This window comes from Mesorhizobium sp. Root102 (assembly GCF_001425625.1).
GTDB lineage: Bacteria > Pseudomonadota > Alphaproteobacteria > Rhizobiales > Rhizobiaceae > Mesorhizobium.
Genome location: NZ_LMCP01000034.1, coordinates 82582 through 103923, shown reverse-complemented (window position 1 = coordinate 103923; position 21342 = coordinate 82582). Strand labels below are relative to the sequence as shown.

The following is a 21342-nucleotide window of genomic DNA, read 5'->3' as shown; positions in this document are numbered from 1 at the left end:
GCTATCGCGGCAACTTCTTGCTCATATAGATCGTCATGCCGCCCATGAACGGCTCCTCCCGGTCGATGACGAAGCCGTGCTTCTTGTAGAGCGACACATTGGCCTCGAAAGCGCCATTGGTCAGCAGGCGAATCTCGGAATGGCCCGCTTCGAGTGCCTTGCGCTCAGCCCGCTCCAGCAAGAGCCGGCCGATGCCCCTGCCCTGGGCGTGCGGTGCGACGCAGACATTCTCGATCCAGAGGTGATCCTCGGCCGGAATGGTTTCGATCATGCCGACGATATGGCCGTCCGCAACGGCGAGATCGAGCGGATGCTCGGCAACCGCCTTCTCGTAGTTGGCGCGCATCGGCAGCGGCTCGCGGCCGATCACCGGCACCCATTTGGCATAGGCCGCACGCACGATGTCCCTGATGGCCGCAGCGTCGGGGGGCTCGGCCAACCGAAACCGGATGGAATTGTTAGTCATGACAAGGCTCCAAACATGGAAAACCCGCCAGCGTTGTCGCGGGCGGGGCTGGAAACGAACGAACCGGATCTATCCTGCCGGCCTTTGTCGTCGCGCAATCAGCTTGTCGCTCCGCACTGTTCGGGAACGGCGTCGGTTGGTGTTGTTGGGCTCGGAAACGAACATGGCGCCAAGCTGGCGCAGGAAGCGCGGCGCGTCAAGCCAGCGGTTTTCAATACTCCTGCGCCGTCGGCCGAAACAGGATCTCGTTGATGTCGACCTCGTCGGGCTGGCTCATCGCGAACACCACCGCTCTGGCGAAGGAATCGGCCGGGATGGCCACCCGGTCATAGAGCGCGCGCACGCCCTCGGCGACATCGGGCTCGGTGACGCTGTCGGGCAGCTCCGTCGCCACAGCACCGGGCGAGATGATGGTGGTGCGGATGTTGTAAGGTTTTACTTCCTGCCGCAGGCCCTCCGAGATGACACGCACCGCGTGCTTGGTGGCAGCATAGACCGCGCCGCCCGGCCCGACCTTGTGGCCCGCGACCGACGACACGTTGATGATGTGGCCGCTTTTCTGCGTCTTCATGTGCGGCAGTGCCGCGGCAATGCCGTAGAGCACGCCCTTGATGTTGACGTCGATCATCCGGTCCCAATCCTCGACCTTGCCGCGCTCCAGCGGCGAGTGCGGCATCAGGCCGGCATTGTTGATGATCTCGTCGACGCGGCCATGCATCTTGACCGCATGATCGACCAGACGCCGGACTTGGCCGACATCGGTGACGTCGGTGGCCAGGATGGCGTCCTTGCCAAGCGAGAGCTCGTCGGCGAGCGCCTGCAACCGGTCGAGGCGCCGCGCGCCCAACACCAGCCTGGCGCCCTCTTTCGCCAGAAGCCTAGCAGCGGCTTCGCCCAGCCCGCTGCTGGCGCCGGTGATGACGACGACTTTGCCCTTGATGTTCTCGGCCATGATGATGTCCTTTCCGATTTCGGCTTCGCTGCCCACGGCAACCCACGCATTCTCGTTGACGGCTCAGCCGGGCATTTTGATCTTGCCCAGCCAGCCCGTGACCTCTTCAAGCGTCTCGCGCTCCTGGTTGCGCTGTTTGGAAAAACCTTCGATGAGCCGCGCCCCTGGAGCATGGTCGGCGAGGACTTTCAGGCTCTGCCCCAGACCGTAGCCGCCATGGGTGATGAACGGCACCAATGGCTTGCCCGACAGATCGTTTTTCGCCAGGAAGGAGCGGATCACCGAACGCGCGGTCATCCCCCAGATCGGAATCCGAGGAACACCGTCTCGCAGGATTTGATGTCGGGCACCGTGGCGGCGAGCGGCGGTTCGAACCCGGACACACGCTGCTGCTCCGCCACCGCGACCTGCTGCTCGTAGTCTTCCGGGTAAGGATCGACGGTCCGGATCTGGAAAAGATCCGCGCCGGGGGCCCGGCAGATCTGGCGCGCGATGACACGCCTGTTGCCGGTGCGGGTGTAGTACGCCACCAGTACCTTGGCGCCACCCGCCTGCCGCGCGTTCGTCGCGACGGCGGGCAGGCTCGATCCGGCACCGACACCCAGTGGAAATGCAAGCGCAGTCATCAGTGCACTCCGTCTTGAGACCGGCTGGCTCATCTCGCGCTCCTGCGCTTGGCTCTAGCGCCCGACCCGCGCCTGCAGATGCGCCGGATAGCGGTCGCCTTGCACGGTGATCGTGGACACGGCGCTCTCGATGTCGCGCAATTCGTCGGCGCTCAGCACGACGCTGGCCGCGCCGATGTTTTCCCTCAGGCGGCTGATCTTGGTGGTGCCGGGGATCGGCACGATCCACGGCTTCTGCGCCAGCAGCCAGGCCAGTGCGATCTGCGCCGGCGTCACCTGCTTGGCCGTTGCAATGGCGCCTAGCACGTCGACCAGCGTTTGGTTGGCCTTGCGCGCCTCGGGCGAGAAGCGCGGCACGATGTTGCGGAAATCGTCGCTGGCGAAAGTGGTGGTCTCGCTGATGGCGCCGGTCAGAAAACCTTTGCCCAGCGGGCTGAACGGCACGAAGCCGATGCCGAGTTCTTCCAGTGTCGGAATGACCTCCTTCTCCGGTTCGCGCCACCACAGCGAGTACTCGCTCTGCAAGGCAGCGACCGGCTGCACGGCATGTGCGCGGCGGATGGTCTGCGCGCCAGCTTCCGACAGGCCGAAATGGCCGACCTTGCCCTCGGCGATCAGTTCCTTCACCGCACCCGCCGCATCCTCGATCGGCACGCTGGGATCAACGCGGTGCTGATAGAGCAGATCGATGCGGTCGGTCCTCATCCGTTTCAGCGCCGCCTCGGCGACCTCCCTGATGTGCTCGGGCCGGCTGTCCATGCCGCGCGACACCTCGCCGCCGGCAAAGCCGAATTTGGTCGCGATGACGACCCGGTCGCGGACCGGCGCCAGCGCCTCGCCCAGCAGCTCTTCATTGACGAACGGGCCATAGGCTTCCGCCGTGTCGAAAAAGGTGACGCCGCTATCGACTGCGGCGCGAATGAGCTCGACGGCCTGCTTTTTATCGGTCGCCGGGCCGTAGCCATAGCTCAGGCCCATGCAGCCCAGCCCGATGGCCGAGACTTCGAGACCATTGTTTCCAAGTGTGCGCTTTTGCATCGTCATATTCCTTTGTTCAGGCTTGGTACTGCGCATCGCTGACATGCTCCATCCAGTCGACCGCCTTGCCGTCGAGCGCTTCCTGGATGGCGATGTGGGTCATGGCGGTGGTGGGTGCCGCGCCGTGCCAGTGTTTTTCGCCCGGCTCGAAATGAACCACGTCGCCGGGCCGGATCTCCTCGACCGGGCCGCCCTCGCGCTGCACGCGACCGCAGCCGGCGGTGACGATCAGCAACTGGCCGAGCGGATGGGTGTGCCAGGCGGTGCGCGCGCCGGGCTCGAAGGTGACGGCGTTGCCGGCCGCACGGGCTGGTGCAATGGCCGCAAACAGCGGGTCGATGCGCACCGTGCCGGTGAACCAGGCGCCCGGTCCCTTGGCCGAGGCTTGAGAGCCGCTTCGCTTGATATCCATGGTCTTTTCCCTTCGTCTGCGCCGGGCAGCACACTGCGACCGGACCTCAGGGCCGCCAAGTTTGGGGCCCAATTGTGATGACGCCAATTTAGGGCCTGCGATTGCCCATGATTAGCTGCTATATCTGGCATGTACTTATGAGAAGGGCTCATGAATGCCGCGAGACAATCTGAACGAGCTGACCGCCTTTCTCGCCGTCGCGCGCGAGGAAAGCTTCACCAGGGCGGCGGCGAAGCTCGGCGTTTCCCAATCGGCGCTCAGCCACACGGTGCGGGCGCTCGAGGAACGGCTGGGCGTGAGGCTTCTGACGCGCACCACGCGCAGTGTCTCGCCGACCGAAGCGGGCGAACGGTTGCTGCGCACCGTCGGGCCGAGGCTCGACGAGATCGAGACTGAGCTCGCCGCGCTCAGCGCGTTGCGGGAAAAGCCCGCTGGCACCATCCGCATCACCGCCGGCGAGCACGCCGCCGACGCGATCCTGTGGCCTGCCCTAGCGAGATTCCTGCCTGACTATCCCGACATCAAGGTCGAGATCATCATCGACTACAGCCTGACCGACATCGTCGCCGAGCGCTTCGACGCCGGCGTGCGGCTGGGAGAACAGGTGGCGCGCGACATGATCGCGGTGCGCATCGGCCCCGATATGCGCATGGCGGTGGTCGGGTCGCCGGCCTATTTCGCCACGCGGCCGAAGCCGCGCGTGCCGCAGGACCTGACCGACCACAATTGCATCAATCTGCGGCTGCCGACCTATGGCGGGCTCTATGCCTGGGAGTTCGAAAAGGCCGGGCGCGATCTGAAGGTGCGGGTCGAGGGCCAGTTGGTGTTCAACACAGCCGCGTTGCGCATGAATGCCGTGGTCGCCGGATTGGGACTCGCCTATCTGCCCGAGGACCAGGCACGCACGCGGCTTGCCGGTGGCGAACTGGTGCGGGTGCTTGCCGACTGGTGCCCGCCCTTCCCCGGCTACCACCTCTATTACCCCAGCCGCCGGCAGGCGACGCCAGCCTTCTCGCTGCTGGTCGACGCCTTGCGCTACCGGGATAAGATGTGAACCCTTCGACCGGTCAGGATCGTTGCCTGCCTGGTTGACGAAGCAGGACAGCATCGGCATCATTCTCGACGGCGTGGCCTGCGCCGAACCTCCAGGGACCGTCCCAGCACGGTCTTCTAACGGAGGCAAAGGGGCTTTCCAGTCTCAGGCCACTGTCTTGGTCCGACCGTTTCGGATGTGGTTGCTGGGGAACGCCATCCGGGACGTGAAAGGCCATGACAATGACGCAAAATACAAATTTCAAACGTCGTGTGCGGGCTCGCGCTGCCAGGACGGGCGAATCCTATACGGCTGCTCTCAGGCATTTTCACTGCAGCGCGCCGGACGATCTGGCGCCCGAAACGAGATCGGTGCGATTGGCCGTAGCGCAAAGCACCGTCCATGACGACCCTCGCGACATCGGCAAACTGCGCGACAGCGGGCTGGAGATGCGACGCCTGATGCGAGAGGCGCGGCAGGCGGGCGCCAGACAGTTGCACTTTCCCGAAGGCGCGACCTGCTCTCCCAACAAGCGCATCATGTCGGCCGGCGGTCGCGAAAATATTGGGCCGGCCGATTGGGACTGGTTCGAATGGGCGGTCCTGCGCGAGGAACTGGAGGCGACGACGGCGCTTGCGCGCGAGCTTGGACTATGGACGGTCTTCGGCTCGGTGCATCAACTCAGCCAGCCGCGCCGGCCGCACAGCAGCCTCCATGTCTCCGATCGTGGCGAACTGGTGACGCGCTATGACGAGCGCATGCTGTCGAACACCAAGATCTCCTTCATGTACACGCCGGGTTCGATCCCGGTGACGTTCGAGGTCGACGGGCTCCGCTTCGGCTGTACGCTCGGCATGGAAGCGCACTTTCCCGAGATTTTCATCGACTATGAGAGGCGCGATGTCGACTGTGTCTTGTTCTCGACAGACTCTCACGTCGACGGCCCGGTTTTCGCCGTCGAGATGCAGGGACACGCGGCCAGCAACAATTACTGGGCCAGTTTCTCCGTCCCCGCGCAACACAGCCTGACCGCGCCTTCGGGAATTGTTGCCCCCGGTGGCCGCTGGGCGGCGCAATGCCCAGCCGATGGAACCCCCGCGATTGCCGTCGCCGATATCGACAACAATCCGGGAGACCAGGCCCGGCCCTGGCGGCGAACGGCGCGGACGGGAATCTACCAACCGCATATGGTGGAGGACGACCAGCGCAGCAACGACCGCGGCATGTTCTAGGACAAGCGTGACCCGGAGGCGGCTGGCGACTGCCGGCCGCCCCGGTGCTTTGCTGCCGACAGAGCGCAATCCATCTGGATTGAATCCTTGATCATTCTATCTTCCTGTTTGCGCGAACCGCAGGTTCGAGACCTGGCACCAGCACCGGAGCAATAGCCGTGACCGACACCGACCTCGCCGACACCTATCGCGGCTACATCGCTTGCCTCAACGCCCAGGATTGGCAGAACCTCCACCGGTTCGTCCACGACGAGGTGCATTACAATGGCGACCGGATCGGACTCGCCGGGTATCGCAAGATGCTGGAGCGGGATTTTTCCGAGATACCGGACCTCTATTTCGACATCCGGCTGCTGATGTCAGATACGCCCTTCATAGCCAGCCGGCTCCAATTCAACTGCACGCCGATCGGAACCTTCCTTGGCCTGCCGGTCAACGGCAGGAGAGTCGCCTTCAGCGAGAACGTCTTCTATGAATTTCTCGACGGCAGGATCAGGCATGTCTGGTCGGTGATCGACAAGGCGGCCATCGAAGCGCAGCTTTGATGCAGGTCGGCCAGAAGGCAACGTCTGCGCTGCCCCTCATCTGGCTGCCGCCATCTTCTCCCCGTAGAACGGGGAGAAGGACGCCGTCATCAACGATTTCACCATCGCGGCGGCGATGTCGTCCGATGGGAAGGTGGCAATCGTTCGTAAAAATCGATCGTTCTAACGAGAATAATTCGTTGGAAAGATCGGTATAGGAATGACATTCTCCCAGCGTACACGGCTGGAGTATTGCATTGTCTTCTGTTTCCCACTTCGCGAACGATATTCCGAAAAGCGCGTTTCCTGCCGATCTGGTACAAGGGCGAAAATCCCTCAATTTGAATGGCATCGTGCCCGGCATCGTCCTTGTCGCGATGATCACTGCCGTCGCCTTCTCGGCCCGCAACGTCTCCGGCTTCGCTTTGTTCAGCCCGATGATAACAGCGGTCGTCGCCGGCATGATCTACTCCAACGTGCTCGGCACGCCAGCCCATGCCAAGGCCGGCATCACGTTTTCGCAGCGCCGGCTCTTGCGCTTCGCCATCGTGCTGCTCGGCTTGCAGCTGACAATCGGCCAGGTCGTCTCCATCGGCGCCGGCGGTGTCTGCATCGTCGCGGCCACGCTCGGCGCCACCTTCCTCTTCACCATCACGCTCGGCCGGCTGATCGGCGTCGACGCCAAGCTGGCGCAGTTGATCGCCGCCGGCACCTCAATCTGCGGCGCCTCGGCCATCGTCGCCACCAACATCGTCACCGATGCGCGCGACGAGGACGTCACCTACGCCGTCGCCTCGATCACCTTGTTCGGCACGATTGCCATGCTCGGCTTCCCGCTCATGGCGCCGATGCTCGGCCTCGACCAGCACGCTTTCGGCCTGTGGGCCGGCGCCTCGATCCATGAGGTGGCGCAAGTCATCGGCGCCGGCTTCCAGAACGGCACCCAGTCCGGCGAGATCGCCACCGTCGCCAAGCTGACCCGCGTCGCCATGCTGGCGCCGATGGTCGTCGCGCTCGGCCTGATGGTGCGCCGCAAGAGCGGCGATCATTCGGCGGCGCGGCCGCCCATGCCGTGGTTCGTCGCCGCCTTCGTCGCTGTCGTGGCGCTGAACAGCCTGGTCACGATTCCGGCCGAGGTGAAATCGGCAATGACTCTCGCCACCACCATCATGCTGACCATGGGGCTGGCCGCGATGGGCCTGCAGGCAGACATTTCGCAGCTGCGTTCACGCGGCCTGCGCCCGCTGGCGCTCGCTTTCTCGGCCTTCCTGTTCATCGGCTGCTTCAGCCTGATGCTGGTGAAATTCGCCTAATCTAGCCCGGGCCAGGGCATGTTGAGATTCAGGTCAGGCCGGCCTTACCTGAATATCACTATGCCCTAATCCTCGAACGAACTCGCCGCGGCATAGATCGCCGCCAGCGCCTCGATGCCCGCCTGGTCGGCCGTGTCGAAGCGGCCTGGCAGCGGGCTGTCGAGATCGAGCACGCCGAAGACACCGTCATCGTCCTCAAGCAGCACCACCAGCTCCGAACGCGAATCGGCATCGCAGGCGATGTGGCCGGGAAAATCATGCACGTCCTTGATCAGCATCGAGGTGCCGAGCTCGACCGCGGTTCCGCACACGCCCTTGCCGACGGCGATGCGCACGCAGGCCGGCTTGCCCTGGAACGGTCCGAGCACCATTTCCTCGTCCGATTGCAGGAAATAGAAGCCGGCCCAGTTGAGGTCCGGCACCATCTGGAAGATGAGTGCCGCGGTGTTGGCGGCGTTGGCGATCGAATCGCGCTCGCCCTCCAGCAGCGCCTTCAGCTGGGTGGCGAGGTCGCGGTAGAACGCGGCCTTGTCTGACGTGTCGATGGCCTTGGCTGCAAACATGAACTTGTCTCCGTACTCAGAATCGCGGTTGCCTTTCGCAAGCTCTCTGCACCAAACGACCACCGGACGATACTAGCGTGAATTCCGGTCGCCGGGAAAGTCGGAAGAAGATGCGCTGTCCTACACTCGGCAGCACTGCACATCCATCGAACCGTGCTGCCTTGACCGAGAAAGCAAGTCCATCAGCCGGCGGGTTTGTATGCGCCAGCAGCCTTGTTGGCAGCGGCGAGCACTGCCTTCATGTCGAGTTCTTCCAGGACAACCAAGTCGGTCAACGAGCCGCTCGCTCGCACCGCAAGGGACATGCCAATCCCCGCTGACTGGTCTGGCACCTCGCCATTGACGACGACGTCATAGATGCCGCGCGTGAACATCACGCTGGTCACCTTGCCGCCAACGCTTTCAAAAAGCGCCTTGACCGCGGCTTGCCTGTCCGAGCCTTGCAGCAATCCTTTGGCGGCATGAGGCGCATAGTTTGCCAAGATAGTCACTTTCATGGGTATTTCCTCCAAATGTCATTGACTCATGGCTGCTCCATAATTCGAGCGGCACGGAGCGATTTGTTTTTCGGAACAATTGCAGGCGCCCTTGGACGCGTTGGCGACCAAGGGCCCACTGCCGGATGAATATGCGCTGAAGCTAATATAATGACAATACCGACATGCCGATACCGCCGACAGGAAGGTGTCTGGCTGGACCATGCTCGGCCCGCGCGATCGAGCTCGCGCCGCTGACGCGTGATGTGGTGCTGAGGTTGAGCGGAAAGTAGCGGCGAACGAGCCGCAGCCTCACATCGGGCGTTTGGGTTCGCTCTTTGCTGGCGTCGCCGTGTCGGAGTCGGATTTCTTGTGCTTGTCGGCGGCAATCCTGCGGATGCGGTCGAAGCGGCTTTCCTCGGTTTTTTCGGTCGTGACGACAGTCTCTGGCTTCCGCACGAACGTGATCATGGATCCGTCTCCTGGGCTAGAGGCCTGCGCCGGGAGAAAATCCCCCGGCGGTAGTCCCGGCTCTTAGAACCGGCGTCGAAGATTCAGGTCAGGCCTGAAAGGTGGCTTCCATGAAAGCCACCTTCGCAGGCCGGCTGAATCTTAGTAGCCGCCCATGCCGCCACCGCCGCCACCCGAAGGCGCGGCATCCTTGGCCGGGATGTCGGTGATCATCGCTTCGGCGGTGATCAGAAGCGCTGCGATCGAGCCGGCATCCTGCAGTGCGGTGCGCACCACTTTCGCCGGGTCGACGATGCCCGCCTTGATCATGTCGACATAGGTCTCGTTCTGGGCGTCGAAGCCCTGATTGTGGTCCTTGCTGTCGGTGAGCTTGCCGACGACGATCGAGCCTTCGACGCCGGAATTCTCGGCGATCTGGCGGATCGGCGCTTCGAGTGCCCGCAGCACGATCGTAATGCCGGCCGTGACATCGGCATTGGCGCCGGTCAGGCCGCCAAGCACGGTCCTTGCACGCAGCAGAGCTACGCCGCCGCCGGGCACGATGCCTTCTTCAACCGCGGCGCGGGTTGCGTTCAGCGCGTCGTCGATGCGGTCCTTCTTTTCCTTGACTTCCGACTCGGTGACGCCGCCGACGCGGATGACGGCAACGCCGCCGGAGAGCTTGGCCAGCCGCTCCTGCAGCTTTTCCTTGTCGTAGTCGGACGTCGTCTCCTCGATCTGGCCCTTGATCTGGGCGACGCGCGCCTGGATCGTCGCCTTGGTGCCGGCGCCGTCGATGATGGTGGTGGTATCCTTCTCGATCAGCACGCGCTTGGCGCGGCCGAGCATCTCGATGGTGACGTTTTCAAGCTTGATGCCGAGGTCCTCGGAGATCATCTGGCCTGATGTCAGCACGGCGATGTCTTCCAGCATCGCCTTGCGGCGATCGCCGAAGCCCGGCGCCTTGACGGCCGCGACCTTGAGGCCGCCGCGCAGCTTGTTGACGACCAGCGTCGCCAGGGCCTCGCCTTCGACGTCCTCGGAGATGATCAGCAGCGGCCTGCCGCTCTGCACCACCGCTTCGAGGATCGGCAGCATCGCCTGCAGGTTGCCGAGCTTCTTCTCGTGGATGAGGATGTAGGGCTCTTCCAGCTCGACGCGCATCTTGTCGGCATTGGTTACGAAATAAGGTGAGAGATAGCCGCGGTCGAACTGCATGCCTTCGACGACGTCGAGCTCGGTCTCGGCGGTCTTGGCTTCCTCGACGGTGATGACGCCGTCATTGCCGACCTTGTCCATCGCCTTGGCGATCATCTCGCCGACGCTGGCATCGCCATTGGCGGCGATGGTGCCGACCTGTGCGATCTCGGCCGACGACTTGACCTTCTTGGCGCGCGCCTGGATCTCCTTGACCACGGCGGAAACCGCCTGGTCGATACCGCGCTTGAGGTCCATCGGGTTCATGCCGGCGGCAACCAGCTTGGCGCCTTCGCGCAGGATCGAGGCGGCCAGCACGGTTGCGGTGGTGGTGCCGTCACCGGCGAGGTCATTGGTCTTGGAGGCCACTTCGCGCACCATCTGCGCGCCCATGTTCTCGAACTTGTCGGCAAGCTCGATTTCCTTGGCGACGGTGACGCCGTCCTTGGTGATGCGCGGCGCGCCGTACGCCTTGTCGATGATGACGTTGCGGCCCTTGGGACCGAGCGTGACCTTCACCGCATTGGTGAGGATCTCGACGCCGCGCAGCATGCGGTCGCGCGCATCGGTGGAGAATTTGATTTCCTTGGCAGACATGATTTTTTATCCAGTTCGGTTGAGGAAGGCAGAGCCCTGCCCTCCATGATCAAAGCCCGGAGTGTCCCTTGCGCATCCGGAAGGACGCGCGGCGCTCCAATCAGGCGGCCTTCTTGGCAGGCACGGTCTTCTCGACGCCCGTCTTGTCGATAATGCCCATGATGTCGGCTTCCTTCATGATCAGAAGGTCCTCGCCGTCGATCTTGACCTCGGTGCCCGACCATTTGCCGAACAGGATGAAGTCGCCGGCCTTGACGTCGAGTGGGACAAGCGCGCCGTTTTCGTCGCGTGCACCCGGTCCGACGGCGATGACTTCGCCTTCCTGCGGTTTTTCCTTGGCATTGTCGGGAATGATGATGCCGCCCTTTGATTTGATATCGCCTTCAGCGCGACGAATGACGACGCGGTCGTGGAGTGGCCGAAATTTCATGGGAACTTCTTTCTGGGGCCGGCACAGGCGGCCACGCCCCTCCTATATAGACGCGTTGGCACTCGATAGATAGGAGTGCCAAAAATTATTCGCGGGCCAGATTAAATATTCAAAAGTATTATTTCGGCCAGCCGTTTCGTGCTATCCGCAGATTGTCAAATAATTCAAAAGATTGAATTTTGCCGATCGAGTGCCTATTTATCGGACAAGTTCACTTTCACGATTTCAGATACAAGGGAGATTTCTTCGATGGCCGAAGGCAATCAGACGATCATGGAAAAAGCTGAAGCCCGTTTTTTCGACAAGCAGAAGAAGACAGCGGAGAAAAACAAGGCAACCGCCGAATACATGTCCGAGGCAAGGGCACGGGAGATCAAGACCGCAAGGCTGAGGGAGCTGCGGCTGGCCAAGGAAGAGGCCGACCGCGTTGCCGAAGCCCTGAACCCGACGCCGAAGAAGAAGCGGGTGACCAAGAAGGCCGCCACGACGGAGGTCAAGACATGAGCCTCACCTTCCCCAACCGCAGCCGCAGCTATGACGAAGCCGGCAAGCGCATCCGTTTCGTAGGCCATGACGGCATGTTCCAGATCTCCTTCTCCGTCGCTGCCGACGCCATGGCCAAGATGCGGCCGGGAACTGCTGCCGATGAAGCCGGTTACCTCCAGACATTCGACACCGAGAGCAGCGCCATCCGCGAGGTGGCGGCAAAGGCCTACGACCGCACCCACAAGAGCATGTATGTGCTGACGGCAGCCGATTTTGGCTGATCAGCCCGATGCATGTCGCTCAAAGACAATGACATGCATGGAAACGAAGATTAAAGATCCATCTCCTCGACCATCGCGCGTATCTTCGCAGCCTTTTCAAAATGGTCGAGGCGGTGCGTTCTGATCCACCATTCGGCGGCTTCCATCAGGAGTTCGGGGTCATCGTTCCTGTTGGCGAAAAACGCATAGAACGACACGCCGACGCCGGACCCTTTTTCGGAAATCTTGCGGTCGCAGACCTCCAGTATCTTCTGCTTCAGACTGGCTCTCACGGGAATCCCTTGATTTGCGGTGCGGCAGGCTTCCGCCGGCGGCCGATACGGATCATGCCTTGCGCTCTGCCCGCTCGCGGCGTTTGACGTCACGGACATTCATCTGCACGACCATGTCCTCGGCCTCACGCGGGCCCATCCCGACCATCACCTTTTGCCGGACCACGGCAGGCTGGCCGGTGAAGACATCGATGATGCTCCAGCTCTGGGGAAGCTCCATGCGCAGCGTGTAGCGGCTGGCCATGTCGGTCAGCCCTGCATCATGAAGAACACGGCGCCCAGGATCAGCACCGTCCAGGCGATGACCGACAGTTTCAGCACCATGCCGCCATGCGCGGCCAGAAGCTCCCGCAGGCGCGACACGACACCTGCCGACGAGACCGGCGTCGCCACCAAGGCGACAGGCGCCTTGAGGCCAAGTTTTCCAAAGACAGGCAGCAGCGACGGTTCACGCACGAAAATAACCTCGAATGTCGGGAAGAGCGGAGCAAGGATGCTCTTGTCCCTTCCATAGCACTCTTTTCGCGAGCGCCCTGCATGCCAAATGCAAATAGGGCGCCACCGGCTGCATTGATGGAGGATGCGCGAGTCCGGTCGGCGAGGCTGTACGACAAACAGCCGCCAACCCTTACGCCGCGGCGCTGCGGCCTCTCACGCCGGCCTCGGCCTTGAAGATCCGGAACGTGTTGCGCCCTGCCGCCTTGGCGGCATAGAGCGCGGTGTCGGCCTGCGTGAACAGATCGCAGGACGCGCCCGCTTCAGCGAAGGCGATGCCGACCGAGGCGCCGAGCCCGAGCGACTGGCCGCAGGCGGGGACTGGCTTGCCCATTGCCTCGATGATGCGGCGCGCCAGGCCGGAGACCGCGCCACGGTCGAGATGCGGCCCGACCAGCACCGCGAACTCGTCGCCTCCGACGCGCGCCACTAGGTCGGCTTCGCCGCAGCCGGCGGCAAGCCGCTTGGCCGCTTCCTTCAGGCATTCGTCGCCGACGACATGGCCGAACGTATCGTTGACGGCCTTGAAGCCGTCGAGGTCGACCAGGAGCAGCGCGCCGAGCGGGCGGCCTTCGTCGGCATGCGCAAGCCGCGCCTGGAACCGGCCGCGATTGGCCAGCCCCGTCATGACGTCATATTCGGCGAGATAGCGCATCCGGTCCGACAGGATCTTCTCCTCGGTGATGTCCTGCTTCATGCCGAAGATGCGGACCGGCACGCCCGCCTCGCACTCAACGGTCGCGGTGATGCGGATCCAGCGGCTGCGGCCGGCGAAGGTGGTGATCTCGGCGTCGAGATTGAAGCCGCTACGCTCGGCGATCGCCCGGCCGCGCATTGTGTCCAGCGCCTTGCGCGACTCCGCCGGGTAGCACTTGATGATCTCCGAGCGATCGAGCGCCGAGCCACGCGGCAGGTCGAACAAATCATAGACCACATCGGTCCAGGCCAGCTGCTCGCCGGGCAGGCTGCATTCCCAAACGCCGAGGCGCGCGGCGACCGAGGCGCGGTCGAAGATCTTGCGGCTGTGCGCCAGCGAAAGCTCCTGGCTGGCGATCAGCGCGGCCTGCGCCGCGAGTTCTGCCTTGAGCCGGGCGATGGTGGCGGCGGCGCGGCGTCGTTCGTCGGCGCCTTGCATGGCCGCCGTCACGCCGGCGCGGGGCGCGGCGCCCGGCCGCGCCGGGCCTTTCGGACTGTAGGGCGTATCGGACATGGCGAGGCTCTGCTGTCTTGGCGGGAGACCACCATGGCGCGCAAGCGATTAACACTTCGCTCACAAACCCAAGCCTTGCTACCTCAGGCCTTCGTCTTCCTACCGATGGAGCTCCAAATCACTTTTCCCCTTGAACGACCATCTGATCTGGCCTAGCCTTGATTTGAGAAAAGGTTTTTCCAAACATCTCCGATTGGGCTTGGCCACGTGCCGGCCTTGTTCAGACCACTAAGAGAAAACCTTTTCCCAGCTAAGGGTTCTCGGCGCCATGCCATCGGACGATCTGCCCGTTCCTGTCTTTTCCAAGCCAGTCACCTTGCGTGACGTGGCCGCGCAGGCCGGCGTCAGCGTTGCCACGGCCTCGAAAGCACTCAACGATCAGGGGCGGATGACCGCCGAGACGCGCGAGCGCATCCGCGAGACGGCCCGGCGTCTCGGCTTCCGGCCCAACAGCCTGGCGCAGAGCCTGCTCAGAAGACGCAGCTTCACTGTCGGCCTGCTCACCAACGATACCTATGGCCGCTTCTCGCTGCCGCTGATGTCGGGCATTTCGGATGCGCTGGTCGACAATGGCGTCTCGGTGTTCCTGTGCAATGTCGAGGAGGATCCGCGGCTGGGCCAGATGCATGTCGACGCCATGCTCGACAAGCGCGTCGACGGCATCATCGCCACCGGAAAGCGCATCGACCGCCACCTGCCCGTCGACCTCTCCAATCTGCGCGTCCCGGTGATCTATGCCTTCACGCAGCCCGATCCCGACGCCATCGCCTTCGTCTCGGACGACGCCGACGGCGCCCGGCTGGCCGTCGAGCATCTGTGCCGGCTGGGCTGGAAGCGCATTGCGCACGTCACCGGGCCAGCAAGCTTTGCCGTGGTGCACGCCCGCGCCCAGGCTTACCGCGACGTGCTGATCGAAAACGGTCTGCCGGTCACCGAGCCGCTGCTCGGCTCCTGGTCGGAAGCTTGGGGTCATGAGGCGGTGGCGCAGCTGTTCGAAGGCAAGAGCGAGAGGCCGGATGCCGTCTTCTGCGGCAACGACCAGATCGCGCGCGGCGTCATCGATGCCTTGCGCGAGCGCGGCTTGAGCGTTCCCGGCGATGTCGGCGTCATCGGCTTCGACAATTGGGAGATCGTGGCCGAGGCGACGCGCCCGCCGCTGACCTCTGTCGACATGAACCTGGTCGCACTCGGGCGCGAGGCCGGGTTGACCCTGCTTTCGCTGGTCGGCGGCAAGCCCGCCGCGCCGGGCATTCGAAAACTGCCGTGCCGGCTGGTGGTGCGGCAGTCATGCGGTCATCCGCTGGATGGCTGAAGACGAAGCGCCGCGCGATCGGCGCCAAGCCGCGGAGCGCGGCCAACCCTGGAGGAGGAGAACATGAGGAACCTGATTGCCAAACTGGCCCTGGCCGCTGTCGTTCTGGGTAGCAGTCTCGGCATTGCCGCCGCCGAGACGGCCAACATCTGGGTGCGCGCCGACGGCTCGAATTTCATGCCGAGGATCGTCGACGCCTACAACAAGGCGCACACCAACCAGGTCAAGCTGGACATCATCCCCAATGCCGAGATCATCCCGAAATATGGTGCCGCGGCCGCTGGCGGCACCGCGCCCGACGCGCTGTCGCTCGACCTGATCTACACGCCCTCCTTCGCCGCTGCCGGCCAGCTGGAGGACATCACCGACTGGGCCAAGTCACTGCCCTATTTCTCCAGCCTGTCGCCGGCGCATGTGAAGACCGGCACCTACAAGGACCACATTTACGGCCTGCCCTTCTCCGCCGACGCCTCGGTGCTGATCTGGAACAAGAAACTGTTCAAGCAGGCCGGCCTCGACCCTGAAAAAGGCCCGGCCAACTGGGCCGAGATCGCGGCCGACGCCGAGAAGGTCAACGCGCTCGGCGGCAACATCAAGGGCTTCTACTTCTCCGGCAATTGCGGCGGCTGCAACATCTTCACCTTCACGCCGCTGATCTGGGCGTCGGGTGGCGACATCCTCTCGGAGGACGGCTCCAAGGCGACGCTGGACAGCCCGCAATTGCGCGGCGCCATCGATCTCTACCGCTCGATGGTCAAGAAGGATCTGGTCCCGGCAGGCGCGCAGACCGACACCGGCGCCAACTTCTTTGCGGCGTTTGCCGCCGGCAATATCGGCATCTCGCCGTCCGGCGCCTTCGCCATTGGCGCGCTCAACACCCAGTATCCCGATATCGACTACGGCGTCACCTTCCTGCCGGGCAAGGATAGCGGCTGGTCGTCCTTTGCCGGCGGCGACAATTTCGTCGTCACCAAGGGCACCACGAAACTGGCCGTGGTGAAGGAGTTCCTCGATTTCGCCTATTCGCTCGAGGGCCAGACGATCCTCGCCAAATACGGCAGCCTGCCAGTGCGCGGCGACATCGCCAAGGACGCGCTGAAGGATCTCGATCCTCGCTACCAGATCGCCGCCGAGGCCATGGCCAAGGGCCGCACGCCCTATTCGGTGGTGTTCAACGACCTGATCAACTCCGCCAACGGGCCGTGGACGCAGATGATCAACGAGGTCTTCTTCGGCGACGATGTCGACGGCGCGATCGCCAATGCCCAGGAGACGATGCAGTCGATCATCGACCAGGCGCCGCAGAAGTAGCGCCAACCCACCTCCCCCTCGAGGGGAGATCGGACCGCAGGTCCGGGTGGGGTCGTCTCGGACGTGCTCGACGTTTCTTGATGTCGGCGCGCTGCAGAGAGGACCCCACCCGGCCTTCAGCCGGACCCTCCCCTCGAGGCGGAGGGGAACGCAGCGCCAAGGGAACAGCCATGACCACCATCGCAGCAGCCACCGCCCCGCTCCGCGCCCGCAAACTCGCCGGCCGCCGGCAGTGGATCGGCTTGCTTTATGTCGCGCCCGCGGTCGCGCTGGTCGTCGTCTTCTTCCTGATACCGCTTGGCATGACGGCGTGGATGTCGCTGCACAACTGGCCCTTGATGGGCGAGCACTTCTATATCGGCCTCGGTAACTATGTCGCCATCCTGCGCGACACCAGATTCTGGAACGCGCTGCGCTTCACCGCCTACTACACCGTGATCGTCACCATCGCGATCTTCGTGGTTGCGTTTCCGCTGGCGCTGTTCGTCGAACGGCCGCGGCCGCTGACCAATCTCTACCGGACCATGTTCTTCATGCCGGCGGTTGTCGGCTTCGCCTCGGCCAGCCTGCTTTGGTCGTGGCTCTTGAATGTCGATTCCGGCCTGTTCAGCCCGGCCGCCTACGACCTCGGTCTGATCGACAGGAAGTTCAACCTGTTGGCCACCTTCCAGCCGGCCTTCTGGTCGATCATCGCCATGGTCGTCTGGAAGGTCGCCGGCTTCACCATGATCATCCTGATGGCCGGCCTGCAATCGATCCCGCAAGATCTGCAGGAGGCCGCCGTCATCGACGGCGCCGGGCCGTTCGCCAGGTTCAGGGCGATCACCCTGCCGCTGATGCGCCGCACGCTGGCGCTGGCCCTGATCCTGTCGGTCGCCGGCTCGATCCTCGCTTTCGACCAGTTCTACATCATCCTGCGCGGCGGCCCGCGCAACCAGACGCTGACGGCGGTCTACTGGATCTTCAACCAGTCCTTCGTGTCGTTCAAGCTCGGCTATGGCGCGGCCCTGTCGATGGTGCTGCTCGTGGTCCTGGTGGCGCTCAGCCTCGTCCAGCTGTGGCTGCTGCGCAAGCCCGAGGGGCTCGACTGATGGCGCAGGCCGCATCCCGCAACCGCAAGCTGTTGGCCCGCATCGGCGAGCATTCGACCGGCATCATCGCCTCGGTGCTGTTTGCGGCGCCGATCGTTTGGGCGGTGCTGTCGGCGTTCAAGCCGGCGCAGGAAGCACGCCTGCCGCCGCTGCCGCCCTGGCCGACGTCAGGCTTCTCGCTGGAGAACTACGCCACGCTCAACAGCTTCGGCGACGGGCTCTGGGTCTCGGCGCAGAACAGCATCTATGTCTCGGTGATGACCGTGGTGCTGTCGGTCGCCGTCAGCGTGCTGGCCGGCTACGGCTTTTCGCGGTTCCGGTTTCCGTTCAAGGACCTGTTCTTCATCCTCATCCTGTCGACGATCATGATCCCGTTCCAGTCGATCCTGACGCCGATCTTCCTGGTGCTGACCAAGCTTGGCCTGCACAACACGCTGACCGGCCTGGTCGGCGTCTATGTGACGCTGCAACTGCCGTTCTCGATCTTCATGATGCGCAACGCCTTTGACGCGGTGCCGCGCGAGATCGAGGAAGCCGCCCGCATGGACGGCGCCAGCAATCTCACCATGCTTTTGAAGGTGATGCTGCCGCTGGTCTGGCCGGGCGTCGTCACCATCGCGCTGTTTGCCTTCCTCGGCGCCTGGAACGAATTCCTCGCCGCCCTCGTGCTGATGACCGACCAGTCCAAATTCACGCTGCCGGTGATGATGACCGCACTGCAGTCGGGCCGCTTCGGCGCCATCGACTGGGGCGCGGTGCAGGCGGGCGTCACCGTGATGATGGTGCCGTGCCTCATCCTGTTCCTGGCGCTGCAGCGCTTCTACATCCGCGGCCTGATGGCCGGGGCCGTCAAATAGACAGACCGAATGGAGTAAGTTCATGACCGCATCGCCATCCGCAAAAACCGGAAAACCCAAGCTCGCCTTCCGCCCGCTGCCGGTGCCGCAGGTCGACGTGCACGGCTTCTGGGGCGACCGCGCCGACGCGGTCGCCACGCGCACCGCCGACATCCTCTACGAACGCTGCGTCGAGGCCCGCATGCTGGAGCAGATCGATCCGGACCTGCCCTCGCCCGGCGTCGTCATCCCCTTCCACGTCAATGACGGCTTCACCGCCCGCACCGTGACGACGCAGATGTTCTGGGATTCCGACTGGGGCAAGACCATCGAAACCGCCGCCTATTCGCTCTACCGGCGCAAGAACCCCGAACTGGAGAAGAAGATCGATGCCGTCATCGACATGTATGAGAAGCTGCAGCAGGAGGACGGCTATCTCTCCAGCTGGTACCAGCGCATCCAGCCCGGCCTGCGCTGGACCAATCTGCGCGACTGCCACGAGCTGTATTGCGCCGGCCATCTGATCGAAGGCGCGGTCGCCTACTACCAGGCCACCGGAAAACGCAAGCTGCTCGATGTGATGTGCCGCTTCGTCGACCATATCGCCACGGTGCTGGGGCCGCAGCCCGGCCAGAAACATGGCTATTGCGGCCATGAGGAGATCGAGCTGGCGCTGGTCAAGCTGGCACGGGTGACGGGCGAGCAGAAATACATGGAGCTGGCGAAATACTTCATCGACCAGCGCGGCCGGCAGCCGCATTATTTCGACGAGGAGGCGCGCGCCCGCGGCGCCGACCCGAAGGATTTCCACTTCAAAACCTATGAGTACAACCAGTCGCACAAGCCGGTGCGCGAGCAGGACAAGGTTGTCGGCCATGCGGTCAGGGCGATGTACCTCTATTCGGGCATGGCCGACATCGCCACCGAATATGGCGACGACACATTGCGGACAGCACTCGATCTTCTGTGGGACGATCTCACCACCAAGAGCCTCTATATCACCGGCGGACTGGGACCATCGGCGGACAATGAGGGTTTCACCAGCGACTACGACCTGCCCAACGAGAGCGCCTATGCCGAGACCTGCGCCGCGGTAGGCCTGGTGTTCTGGGCCAGCCGCATGCTCGGCATGGGGCCGAACGCGCGTTACGCCGATATGATGGAACGCGCCCTCTACAATGGCTCGATCTCGGGCCTGTCGCTCGACGGCTCGCTGTTCTTCTATGAGAACCCGCTGGAAAGCCGGGGCGCCCACAACCGCTGGAAATGGCACCGCTGCCCCTGCTGCCCGCCCAATATCGGGCGCATGGTCGCCTCGATCGGCAGCTATTTCTACAGCCTGGCCGACGATGCGCTGGCCGTTCATCTCTACGGTGACTCGACCGCCCGCTTCGACATATCACGCACACCGGTGAGCTTGACGCAGGCAAGCCGCTATCCCTGGGACGGTGCCGTCGAGATCACGGTTGAACCGCGGGCGCCGGTGGAATTCACGCTGCACTTGCGCATCCCCGCCTGGAGCACCGGCGCTGTGCTCAAGATCAATGGCGAGGCAGTCAGGCTGGCTGATGTCACCAGCGACGGCTACGCCGCGATCCGGCGCAGGTGGAATAAGGGCGACCAGGTGCGGCTCGATCTCGAAATGCCGATCGAGCGGCTCTACGCCAACCCGCAGGTTCGCCAGGATGCCGGCCGCGTCGCGCTGTCGCGCGGCCCGCTGATCTACTGCGTCGAGGCGACCGACAATGACAGCCATCTGCATCGCGTGTCCCTGCCGAGGACGGCCAGCGTCCAAGCCCAGCACCGGCCAGAGCTTCTCGGCGGTGTGGTGACGCTGTCGGCTACGGCACGTGCCGATGCCGCCGACGGCTGGCAAAGCGGGCTCTACCGGTCCGAGCCGCCGGCCACCGCGCAGACGCGCCTGACCGCCATTCCCTATTTCGCCTGGGACAACCGCGAGCCCGGCGAAATGCTGGTATGGCTCAGGGACGGATGAACGACGAGCGTCCGATCTCCTCGGCCACCAACGCTTGCAACTTCCACAGATTGCGGTCGCGGATGCCGCAAGCGTCGAGATGGCGGATCGTCTCGAACAGATATTCCGCGCCCGATCCCCAATGGCCGACGGCTGTGGCCAGCGTCGCCGCGATCGCCCGCTTGTCGAGCTTGCCGGCATAGCGCGGATTGGCGGGATCGACGACGAAGCCGAGCGCGCGGCAGAGGTCGCCTTCGGTCCTGACCTGCAGCCAGCGCGGCACGTTGACGGCCGGCAGGATAGTCATCTCGCGGCGCAGCAGCGCTTCGAGGTTGGCGGCAATCGGCTCGGCGATCTCGAACACCATGCCCTGGCACTGGCCTCCACGATCGAGCGCCATCATCAGGCCGGGCTGCTCGACGGTGCCGCGAAAACGCTGCACTGTGAAGCAGAACGAGCGGTGCCAGCCTGTCGCCGCCGCCCGTTCGCCGCCCCTCACCTCGCCGGCCGGTTTCCACAGCAGCGAGCCATAGGCAAACAGTTTCAGCGGCCCGGGCGGGGCCGTGGCCAGCACCTCGTCGCGGATGCGCGCATAGTCCGCATCGGTCATGTAGACCATGCCCGGCGTCGGCCCGGCATCCTCGACCGCGCGCATGGTGCGGGCGACGAGGTCCTCGGTCAGAGCCATCGGCGCCTTGCGCGGCGATATGGCAGAAATCGTCTTGTTCATTCTGGCGCCTCGGGCATCGTCGCCATCTTGCCCA

The 21342-nt window shown here is 63.8% G+C and carries 27 protein-coding genes; 11 read left to right on the top strand and 16 right to left on the bottom strand.

Features of this window, described 5'->3' with window-relative positions:
• Nucleotide 1: 1 nt before the first annotated feature.
• From ASD12_RS22615 to ASD12_RS22595, 6 genes are all read right to left on the bottom strand, one after another.
• Entirely contained in the window at nucleotides 2-466 is a 465-nt protein-coding gene (locus ASD12_RS22615) for a GNAT family N-acetyltransferase (protein WP_056591353.1), read from the bottom strand.
• Nucleotides 467-677: 211 nt separating this feature from the next.
• Nucleotides 678-1418 carry an SDR family oxidoreductase gene (locus tag ASD12_RS22610; RefSeq protein WP_056592159.1) on the bottom strand — a complete coding sequence of 247 codons (741 nt, stop codon included), beginning with the start codon at nucleotides 1416-1418 and terminating at the stop codon, nucleotides 678-680.
• 63 nt (nucleotides 1419-1481) lie between these two features.
• Complete coding sequence (locus ASD12_RS35485; RefSeq protein ID WP_244482945.1) at nucleotides 1482-1715, bottom strand: flavodoxin; 234 nt, start codon at nucleotides 1713-1715, stop codon at nucleotides 1482-1484.
• Nucleotides 1712-2044, bottom strand: a complete 333-nt coding sequence (locus tag ASD12_RS35480; protein WP_244482944.1) for a hypothetical protein — start codon at nucleotides 2042-2044, stop codon at nucleotides 1712-1714. Before ASD12_RS35480 ends, ASD12_RS35485 begins: the two co-directional genes overlap by 4 nt.
• A gap of 54 nt (nucleotides 2045-2098) precedes the next feature.
• The gene (locus ASD12_RS22600; protein WP_056592155.1) at nucleotides 2099-3082 is read right to left on the bottom strand and encodes an aldo/keto reductase; all 984 of its coding nucleotides are present in this window, start codon (nucleotides 3080-3082) and stop codon (nucleotides 2099-2101) included.
• A 16-nt stretch (nucleotides 3083-3098) separates the two neighbouring features.
• Complete coding sequence (locus ASD12_RS22595) at nucleotides 3099-3494, bottom strand: cupin domain-containing protein (protein WP_056591350.1); 396 nt, start codon at nucleotides 3492-3494, stop codon at nucleotides 3099-3101.
• Nucleotides 3495-3648: 154 nt separating this feature from the next.
• On the opposite strand from ASD12_RS22595, the gene ASD12_RS22590 reads away from it, so the two are divergent.
• The 4 genes from ASD12_RS22590 to ASD12_RS22575 all read left to right on the top strand — a co-directional run bounded on the left by ASD12_RS22590 (nucleotide 3649) and on the right by ASD12_RS22575 (nucleotide 7596).
• Nucleotides 3649-4548 (top strand): LysR family transcriptional regulator, encoded by a 900-nt coding sequence (locus ASD12_RS22590; protein ID WP_056591347.1) that lies wholly within the window; start codon nucleotides 3649-3651, stop codon nucleotides 4546-4548.
• 221 nt (nucleotides 4549-4769) lie between these two features.
• Nucleotides 4770-5759 (top strand): carbon-nitrogen hydrolase family protein, encoded by a 990-nt coding sequence (locus ASD12_RS22585; RefSeq protein ID WP_056591344.1) that lies wholly within the window; start codon nucleotides 4770-4772, stop codon nucleotides 5757-5759.
• Nucleotides 5760-5917: 158 nt separating this feature from the next.
• Entirely contained in the window at nucleotides 5918-6304 is a 387-nt protein-coding gene (locus ASD12_RS22580; RefSeq protein ID WP_056591340.1) for an ester cyclase, read from the top strand.
• Between the two features lie 236 nt (nucleotides 6305-6540).
• Nucleotides 6541-7596, top strand: a complete 1056-nt coding sequence (locus tag ASD12_RS22575; RefSeq protein WP_056591337.1) for a YeiH family protein — start codon at nucleotides 6541-6543, stop codon at nucleotides 7594-7596.
• A 65-nt stretch (nucleotides 7597-7661) separates the two neighbouring features.
• Here ASD12_RS22575 and ASD12_RS22570 read toward each other — a convergent pair whose 3' ends face one another.
• From ASD12_RS22570 to ASD12_RS22555, 5 genes are all read right to left on the bottom strand, one after another.
• Nucleotides 7662-8159: a GAF domain-containing protein gene (locus tag ASD12_RS22570; RefSeq protein WP_056591334.1), complete on the bottom strand. Its 498-nt coding sequence runs from the start codon at nucleotides 8157-8159 to the stop codon at nucleotides 7662-7664.
• A gap of 182 nt (nucleotides 8160-8341) precedes the next feature.
• The gene (locus ASD12_RS22565; RefSeq protein ID WP_056591331.1) at nucleotides 8342-8656 is read right to left on the bottom strand and encodes a GYD domain-containing protein; all 315 of its coding nucleotides are present in this window, start codon (nucleotides 8654-8656) and stop codon (nucleotides 8342-8344) included.
• Nucleotides 8657-8947: 291 nt separating this feature from the next.
• Complete coding sequence (locus ASD12_RS34920; RefSeq protein WP_164482308.1) at nucleotides 8948-9106, bottom strand: hypothetical protein; 159 nt, start codon at nucleotides 9104-9106, stop codon at nucleotides 8948-8950.
• A gap of 141 nt (nucleotides 9107-9247) precedes the next feature.
• Nucleotides 9248-10879: a chaperonin GroEL gene (gene groL / locus ASD12_RS22560; RefSeq protein WP_056591328.1), complete on the bottom strand. Its 1632-nt coding sequence runs from the start codon at nucleotides 10877-10879 to the stop codon at nucleotides 9248-9250.
• 100 nt (nucleotides 10880-10979) lie between these two features.
• Complete coding sequence (locus tag ASD12_RS22555; protein ID WP_056591324.1) at nucleotides 10980-11309, bottom strand: co-chaperone GroES; 330 nt, start codon at nucleotides 11307-11309, stop codon at nucleotides 10980-10982.
• A gap of 249 nt (nucleotides 11310-11558) precedes the next feature.
• Here ASD12_RS22555 and ASD12_RS22550 point away from each other — a divergent pair, with 249 nt between their 5' ends.
• Together ASD12_RS22550 and ASD12_RS22545 are read left to right on the top strand one after the other, a co-directional pair.
• Nucleotides 11559-11813, top strand: coding sequence for a hypothetical protein (locus ASD12_RS22550; RefSeq protein WP_056591321.1), 255 nt, complete (start codon nucleotides 11559-11561; stop codon nucleotides 11811-11813).
• On the top strand, nucleotides 11810-12076 hold the full coding sequence (locus ASD12_RS22545) for a DUF1488 domain-containing protein (RefSeq protein WP_056591303.1): 267 nt from the start codon (nucleotides 11810-11812) through the stop codon (nucleotides 12074-12076). The genes ASD12_RS22550 and ASD12_RS22545 overlap by 4 nt, the downstream gene beginning before the upstream one ends.
• 50 nt (nucleotides 12077-12126) lie before the next feature.
• On the opposite strand, the gene ASD12_RS22540 is transcribed toward ASD12_RS22545, so the two are convergent.
• The 4 genes from ASD12_RS22540 to ASD12_RS22525 all read right to left on the bottom strand — a co-directional run bounded on the left by ASD12_RS22540 (nucleotide 12127) and on the right by ASD12_RS22525 (nucleotide 14053).
• Nucleotides 12127-12348: a DUF6500 family protein gene (locus tag ASD12_RS22540; protein ID WP_056591300.1), complete on the bottom strand. Its 222-nt coding sequence runs from the start codon at nucleotides 12346-12348 to the stop codon at nucleotides 12127-12129.
• Between the two features lie 52 nt (nucleotides 12349-12400).
• The gene (locus ASD12_RS22535; RefSeq protein WP_056591298.1) at nucleotides 12401-12592 is read right to left on the bottom strand and encodes a hypothetical protein; all 192 of its coding nucleotides are present in this window, start codon (nucleotides 12590-12592) and stop codon (nucleotides 12401-12403) included.
• A gap of 5 nt (nucleotides 12593-12597) precedes the next feature.
• Nucleotides 12598-12804, bottom strand: coding sequence for a hypothetical protein (locus ASD12_RS22530; protein WP_056591295.1), 207 nt, complete (start codon nucleotides 12802-12804; stop codon nucleotides 12598-12600).
• 172 nt (nucleotides 12805-12976) lie between these two features.
• Nucleotides 12977-14053 carry a sensor domain-containing diguanylate cyclase gene (locus tag ASD12_RS22525; protein WP_056591292.1) on the bottom strand — a complete coding sequence of 359 codons (1077 nt, stop codon included), beginning with the start codon at nucleotides 14051-14053 and terminating at the stop codon, nucleotides 12977-12979.
• A gap of 268 nt (nucleotides 14054-14321) precedes the next feature.
• Here ASD12_RS22525 and ASD12_RS22520 point away from each other — a divergent pair, with 268 nt between their 5' ends.
• The 5 genes from ASD12_RS22520 to ASD12_RS22500 all read left to right on the top strand — a co-directional run bounded on the left by ASD12_RS22520 (nucleotide 14322) and on the right by ASD12_RS22500 (nucleotide 20599).
• The gene (locus ASD12_RS22520) at nucleotides 14322-15365 is read left to right on the top strand and encodes a LacI family DNA-binding transcriptional regulator (RefSeq protein ID WP_056591289.1); all 1044 of its coding nucleotides are present in this window, start codon (nucleotides 14322-14324) and stop codon (nucleotides 15363-15365) included.
• Between the two features lie 63 nt (nucleotides 15366-15428).
• On the top strand, nucleotides 15429-16676 hold the full coding sequence (locus tag ASD12_RS22515) for a sugar ABC transporter substrate-binding protein (protein ID WP_056591285.1): 1248 nt from the start codon (nucleotides 15429-15431) through the stop codon (nucleotides 16674-16676).
• Between the two features lie 170 nt (nucleotides 16677-16846).
• Nucleotides 16847-17767, top strand: coding sequence for a sugar ABC transporter permease (locus ASD12_RS22510; protein WP_056591279.1), 921 nt, complete (start codon nucleotides 16847-16849; stop codon nucleotides 17765-17767).
• Nucleotides 17767-18624 carry a carbohydrate ABC transporter permease gene (locus ASD12_RS22505; protein WP_056591276.1) on the top strand — a complete coding sequence of 286 codons (858 nt, stop codon included), beginning with the start codon at nucleotides 17767-17769 and terminating at the stop codon, nucleotides 18622-18624. The genes ASD12_RS22510 and ASD12_RS22505 overlap by 1 nt, the downstream gene beginning before the upstream one ends.
• A 22-nt stretch (nucleotides 18625-18646) precedes the next feature.
• On the top strand, nucleotides 18647-20599 hold the full coding sequence (locus ASD12_RS22500) for a glycoside hydrolase family 127 protein (RefSeq protein WP_056591274.1): 1953 nt from the start codon (nucleotides 18647-18649) through the stop codon (nucleotides 20597-20599).
• Here ASD12_RS22500 and ASD12_RS22495 read toward each other — a convergent pair.
• Complete coding sequence (locus ASD12_RS22495) at nucleotides 20586-21308, bottom strand: gamma-glutamylcyclotransferase (protein ID WP_056591271.1); 723 nt, start codon at nucleotides 21306-21308, stop codon at nucleotides 20586-20588. The genes ASD12_RS22500 and ASD12_RS22495 overlap by 14 nt on opposite strands.
• Nucleotides 21309-21342 lie beyond the last annotated feature (34 nt).